This is a genomic window from Sulfuricaulis sp., assembly GCF_049587675.1.
Lineage (GTDB): Bacteria > Pseudomonadota > Gammaproteobacteria > Acidiferrobacterales > Sulfurifustaceae > Sulfuricaulis.
This window is the reverse complement of the sequence record NZ_JBAVEJ010000074.1, coordinates 1-5812: the sequence shown is the minus strand read 5'-3', so window position 1 is coordinate 5812 and position 5812 is coordinate 1. Positions and strand designations below refer to the sequence as shown.

The following is a 5812-nucleotide window of genomic DNA, read 5'->3' as shown; positions in this document are numbered from 1 at the left end:
CCTCGGGCCAATCCTGCTAAAAAAGGCCTCCCAGCGAAGGATAGTCTTATGCAAAAAAAAGAAACCGCGACGGTGATTAACATCTCCAGCATGAAGGCGGCCTGCAAGGATTGCTCGCTGCACGAATTGTGTCTGCCGCTGGGCCTGAGCGAGCCCGATCTCGCCGCGCTCGACAAGATCATCAAACGCCGCCGCACCCTGAAGAAAGGCGAATTGCTTTACCGCTATGGTGATCCGCTGCGTTCGCTGTATGCCATCCACAGTGGCACGCTCAAAACCACCGGACTTATCGAGGACGGCCGGGCGCAGGTGACCGGTTTTTATCTTCCCGGCGAACTGTTGGGGATAGACGCGATCAACACGGACCTGCATCCGTGCAGCGCCGAGGCGCTGGAAACCTCCGAAGTCTGCGAGATACCCTTTACTTTACTCGAGGAACTGGCACAAAAAGTCCCTGGCTTGCAGCATCAGTTGCTGCGCATCATGAGCCGTGAAATCGTGCGCGATGAAGACATGCTCATGATGCTCGGACGCATGAGCGCCGAGGAACGGCTGGCCTCGTGTCTCATGAGTTTTTCCCGCCGTTTCGCGCGGCTCGGCACCGGCGCGGTGGATTTCAGGCTCAGCATGTCGCGCCAGGACCTGGGGGATTACCTGGGCCTGGCGCTCGAGACCGTGAGCCGCCTGCTTTCCCGTTTCCAGGAAGAGAATTTGATTAGCGTTCATGGCCGCCAGATAGTGCTGCGCGACCTCGACCGGCTGCGCGCTATGGCTGCCGGCGCGCCCCGCGAAAACAGCGCCAGCGCTTAAGCCACCGTCAACTCTCGGATTACTGGAGAGTTGACAAGCGGCGCGGCTTCCCCTAGCTTGATCGCTCTTAAAATATTATTACCGGACGACTCCCGATGCATCCCGACGCCGCTGAAATTGCCGCGCTGTTCGAACTCCCGTTCAGCGATCTGATCTACCGTGCCCAGACGGTGCATCGCCGGCACTTCGATCCGAACGCGGTGCAACTCTCGACGCTGCTGTCCATCAAGACCGGCGGTTGTTCGGAAGATTGCGGCTATTGTTCCCAGTCGGCGCGTTTTCAAACCGAGATCGAAAACCAGCCGCTGTTGTCGAAGGAAGCGGTGGTCACTGCCGCCCGCGCGGCCAAGGCGCGCGGCGCCACGCGCTTCTGCATGGGCGCCGCCTGGCGCGGGCCGAAAGAAAAGGATCTGATACAGGTCGCGGAGATGGTCCACGCCGTCAAGGCTCTCGGCATGGAAACCTGTGCCACGCTGGGCCTGTTGCGCGACGGACAGGCGGAGCAGCTGGCACAGGCGGGCCTCGATTATTACAACCACAACCTCGACACCTCTCGCGCCCACTACGATAACATCGTGCACACCCATAGTTACGATAGCCGGCTGGACACCCTCACCAAGGTGCGCGCGGCCGGCCTCAAGGTCTGCTGCGGGGGCATCATGGGCATGGGGGAATCACGCGCGGACCGCGTGCAGTTTCTCGCCGAGTTGGCCGCCCTCGACCCGCCGCCGGAGTCGGTGCCGATCAATCTGCTTGTGCAAATCCCGGGGACGCCGTTATCAAACAATGCCGCACTCGACCCCATCGAGTTTGTGCGCACCGTCGCGGTTGCGCGCATCGCGATGCCGGCCTCGTTCGTGCGGCTTTCCGCCGGCCGCAGCCAGATGCCGGATCATCTTCAGGCGCTGTGTTTCCTGGCAGGCGCCAATTCCATTTTCTACGGTGACAGACTGCTCACCACCCCCAACCCGGAATCCGACGCCGACCTGAAACTGTTCGAGAAACTGGGTATCCAGCCCCTCGCTCTCGAAAAGCCGCTGCCGGAACGCAAGACCGCCGAAGCCTGATTATTTTCTTCCCGGTCTGGCGCTCAGGCCCAGGCCTGCTGCCTGTCTGGCGGAGCTTTCGGTAGTGTTACCTTCCGGATTTCAAATTCCATTTTCTCCAGATCGCCGAACACATAGGTGGCCGGTGCGCTCACGCCACCTACCGTACCGGGATCGATACGCAGCGTTTCTCCTCCTTTAATATTCTTGATGCGCTCGATCACGGCGTGGTGTTCATGACCGTTGCACACGAAATCGTAGTCGCCGGTAAGCGCCATGGCCTTGGCGTAATGAGGATAATGGACAATGAAAATGCGACGGCCATGCAAGATGAAAGACCCGTCCTGGCCGTAATAATGCACGCGGTTCTCCGCCTTCTGCGCCAGCTTCGACAGATGGAAAAGATCACCCGTGTTATTGCCATGCACGATGTGCACCGGCAGCCCCAGCGGGATGATGGCATGCAGCGTGGATGGCGCCACCAGATCGCCGCAGTGCAGCACGGCCTGCGCGCCCAGTTGCCTGGCTTCGGTGACGGCGGCGGCCAGATGGTCGCGATGATCGTGGCTGTCTGAAACGATGCAGATTTTCATGGGGCGTGATTCTATCCCAGTGAACGAAATATGCGCAGCAACCCCGCGTTTTTATTAGTAAACCATCCCAGAAAAGTACGCTGTTATATTTTAAGTAGTACAAAATATATTTGACTTACTTTATATAGAAAGGCATACTTTCCAAAATTGGAGATTAAACTATGGACACTTACATGACAGTCAAAGGCCAGATCGTGATTCCCTCGAAAATCCGGCGAAAGCTCGGGATGACGGAAAGTACCCGCATCCAAGTGGATGTGGATGAACAGGCGCATAAGATCATCCTGACCCCTATTACCCGTGAGTACATCCAGAGCCTGCGCGGGAAATATAAGGGCAAGGGGCTGCTGAAAGCGCTGGCGGCCGAAAAGAAGCGCGAGAAGGAGCTGTAAATGGCGCGAAAACCCAAGGCACTTGTCCTCGATTCGTGGGCAGTGTTGGCGTACCTGGAGGATGAAGACTCAAGTCAGAAAGTGGCAGACCTGATCGCCGACGCCCATGAGAACGGGATTCCGCTGCTGATGTCGGTCGTGAATGCCGGGGAGGTCTGGTACATCCTCGCACGCGAGATATCGGAAACCGAGGCTGATAAAGGCGTCGATGGTTTACGGCAACTGGGAATTGAATTTGTTGACGTTGACTGGAAACTGGCGCGACAGGCCGGCACATTTAAATCCAAAAATCGGATGTCATTTGCCGACTGTTTTGCAGCAGCGCTAGCTCGAGAGGTTCGGGCGAGTCTCGTGACGGGAGATAAGGAATTTAAACAGATCGAGAATGACGTAAACATTATGTGGGTCTAGGACGATTGTATCGGAGGCGGTAAGGCGAATGTGTGCCACGCAACCAACTAGAGGACTGACAAATGAGTATTGAAAGAAATGAAGGAATTCGATTTCATGAGCGTGGGACGCTTGAAGCTGTAACTCGATGGATTGCCACACATCATGATGGAATTGCGGAATGGTTCAAAAACGTCCGCAGGCAATATCAGATTGACCGGGCTAACGTAGCTGCAGAACATCGAGTTGCTCTTTTGCTTCTCGTCGACGCCAAAGGTGGAAGTGGAGCGCGCATTGGTTTACTTGACGTAGGCGGTGCAACACTCGAAGACGTAACAGCTTGGAGTGTTTGGCAAGACCCTGAAGCATCTAATCGTCAATCTGGGCTTCAGGAAGAGGAAACACAAGGCAACGGGGGAAAAGCATACATGTATCGTCTTTTCACTGGCCCCACGCGTATCCTTGGTGTGCGCGAAAGGCGACGTAATTGCAAAGGTTTTGATGGTGAAGTGGGAACTGTGGAGCGCGGAACACCCGGATGGGTTCCCAGCGTTGCTGGTGGTCGCGATGTTGAAATCAGCTCATTTGAATCAGAGCTGCAACATGTTCTTGATCCGTATGGTCTGACTATCAATGATCTACCTCCGAAGGTGCGTGATGCGGCTTTGGCGCGTCAAGCTTTCACGCTTGTGAAGGGGGAGGAGCCTACCGGATTGTATAAAGGACGAATCAACGCTGAGGATCTCATCGCGAAGGTGATTCGCCACGAGCAAGCAACCCTTTGTCTTGAACAGGTTGAATACTACGCGATCCATAATGGACGGTTGCTAAATGAAGAAAAGAAGCTTGTATTGCCTCCGATTACTCCATACCCCGGCCTAGATTCACCCATAGTCTTCGAAATACCAGATCATCTTCCGCTTGATGATGGCCAGCTCATTTCGACAAGAGAAGGTGGAGCGCGGGAAGCCGGCAGGCTCACGATACATACATCGGCTGAAAATATGTGGAATGCTTACCGAAATCTTCGCCCGCGTTGGCAAATAACATACCGGACTCGCCATCAGGTCATCGGCGCGAAACCAATTTCGGAAGTCGCTGGCACATTCCCTGGTGTAATGTTCGTTTACGGTTCGGTCGAGCTATCAGCGCTTGAGCCAGCCTATGTGGAGCATGGACGCCGCCGCCCAAAAGATGGCCCCCTCGTGGAAGCGCTTGATCGTTTTATCCAGGAGAAGATTCGAGGGGTGGCGCAAAAAATCAATGCGCAACGTCAAGCGCAGCTCGACGAAAAGGCGCTGGACAAGGTTTGTGACGAAAATCGGAAACTCGATGAATTCAAGAACAGATTTTTGCCTAGTTATGGAGATGGACATGGTGGTCCCGGAAAGGATGGAACCGGCTCAGGTGGTGGTGGAGGGGGTGATGTCATTTGGGGAACGGAGCCTGAGGAAATTGAGTTTTCCCGTCCCGAAGATGGACTAAATATTGCGAAGGGGATTGTTGTTTCTCTTCGCACCCAGCTAGAGGTAAGTATTAGAGATATCAATGGACGTCCAGTACGTGGAACCATTGAATGGTTTACGAGCGATCCTCACATTGTTGCAATTTCTCAGGATGGGGCTATTGAAGCAAGAGAAAAAGGATCATGCGAGGTGTGGATGCGCGTTAAAGGCACATCCATTGTTAGCGATCGCATACCTACGCGAATTTGGAATATCGACCATGTCCTGCTAACTCCTCGTAATCTCGATATTCCGCTTGGAACTCGGCAGCAAATTACGGCAGAAGTGACAGACGATGATGGTAAGCGATCAACTCATGTGCTGCTCGATTGGCGCCATGATGCCGATGATCCTATGACGGTCCGAATAAGCCGGACCGGAGTCATTACTGGTAATCGAATTGGCAAAACAGCAGTTTTCGCTGGCGCTGGCCCAGTTTGGGCTCGTATTCCCGCTGAAATAAACGTTATCCCGAATGAAAAAGAGAAAAGTCGGGGTAGCGGTTTTCCTCGTCTTCTTTTAACGGATCGAGATGAAGACCCTGCCACAGGTACAATCAGGGAAGGAGACCCAGATCAACCTGCCTTATGGCAGGAGCCGTCGGATTTTATTCAAAACGTATGGTGGCTGAATCTGCAGAGCCCAGAAGCAGCATTTGCTTTTAGACAACATGACAACAATCCGACGGTATGGCGCACGTTTCACGCGGAAAAAGTTATCGAAATGGTGGTTCAGGTGTGGATGGGCGAAGAATTCACACGCAAGAACGAAAGCCAGCGCCCTGATTTTTGGGCGGGGCACCTTGCCGCATTTGTTCGACACCGGGTTCGGATCGTCCAGGAAATGTGGAAGCACCTAGAACCGTACGTGCTGGCTGGTTCTGGCTGGGAGCCTGAAAAATCGGATTTGGCGGCATGAACAACAACTCCACTGCTAAATCGGCGCGCATTGGACTAAAGCAACAAGTGCTTCTTGCGGCACTTCAGTGCTCGGGTGGTGACATTAACAAAACGTTCACAGCGGAGGAATTATTGCTAGCTGCATGGAAACGAGATCCAGTTTCATGGGGTTTACGT

At 54.4% G+C, this 5812-nt stretch carries 6 protein-coding genes; 5 read left to right on the top strand and 1 reads right to left on the bottom strand.

What is annotated here, in order from left to right; genetic code table 11:
* Positions 1-48: 48 nt before the first annotated feature.
* Positions 49-810 (top strand): fumarate/nitrate reduction transcriptional regulator Fnr, encoded by a 762-nt coding sequence (gene fnr, locus WB402_RS03860; RefSeq protein WP_424205596.1) that lies wholly within the window; start codon positions 49-51, stop codon positions 808-810.
* Positions 811-905: 95 nt separating this feature from the next.
* Positions 906-1877 carry a biotin synthase BioB gene (gene bioB / locus WB402_RS03855; protein WP_424205595.1) on the top strand — a complete coding sequence of 324 codons (972 nt, stop codon included), beginning with the start codon at positions 906-908 and terminating at the stop codon, positions 1875-1877.
* A gap of 23 nt (positions 1878-1900) precedes the next feature.
* Here the strand turns inward: bioB and WB402_RS03850 are convergent, their stop codons facing one another.
* Positions 1901-2449: a YfcE family phosphodiesterase gene (locus tag WB402_RS03850; RefSeq protein ID WP_424205594.1), complete on the bottom strand. Its 549-nt coding sequence runs from the start codon at positions 2447-2449 to the stop codon at positions 1901-1903.
* 173 nt (positions 2450-2622) lie between these two features.
* Between WB402_RS03850 and WB402_RS03845 the strand changes: the two genes are divergently transcribed.
* The 3 genes from WB402_RS03845 to WB402_RS03835 all read left to right on the top strand — a co-directional run bounded on the left by WB402_RS03845 (position 2623) and on the right by WB402_RS03835 (position 5654).
* A complete protein-coding gene (locus WB402_RS03845; RefSeq protein WP_424205593.1) occupies positions 2623-2841 on the top strand; it encodes an AbrB/MazE/SpoVT family DNA-binding domain-containing protein in 219 nt (72 codons plus the stop codon).
* Positions 2842-3252, top strand: a complete 411-nt coding sequence (locus tag WB402_RS03840; RefSeq protein ID WP_424205592.1) for a type II toxin-antitoxin system VapC family toxin — start codon at positions 2842-2844, stop codon at positions 3250-3252.
* Between the two features lie 62 nt (positions 3253-3314).
* On the top strand, positions 3315-5654 hold the full coding sequence (locus WB402_RS03835) for a hypothetical protein (protein ID WP_424205591.1): 2340 nt from the start codon (positions 3315-3317) through the stop codon (positions 5652-5654).
* The last annotated feature ends 158 nt before the right edge of the window (positions 5655-5812 follow it).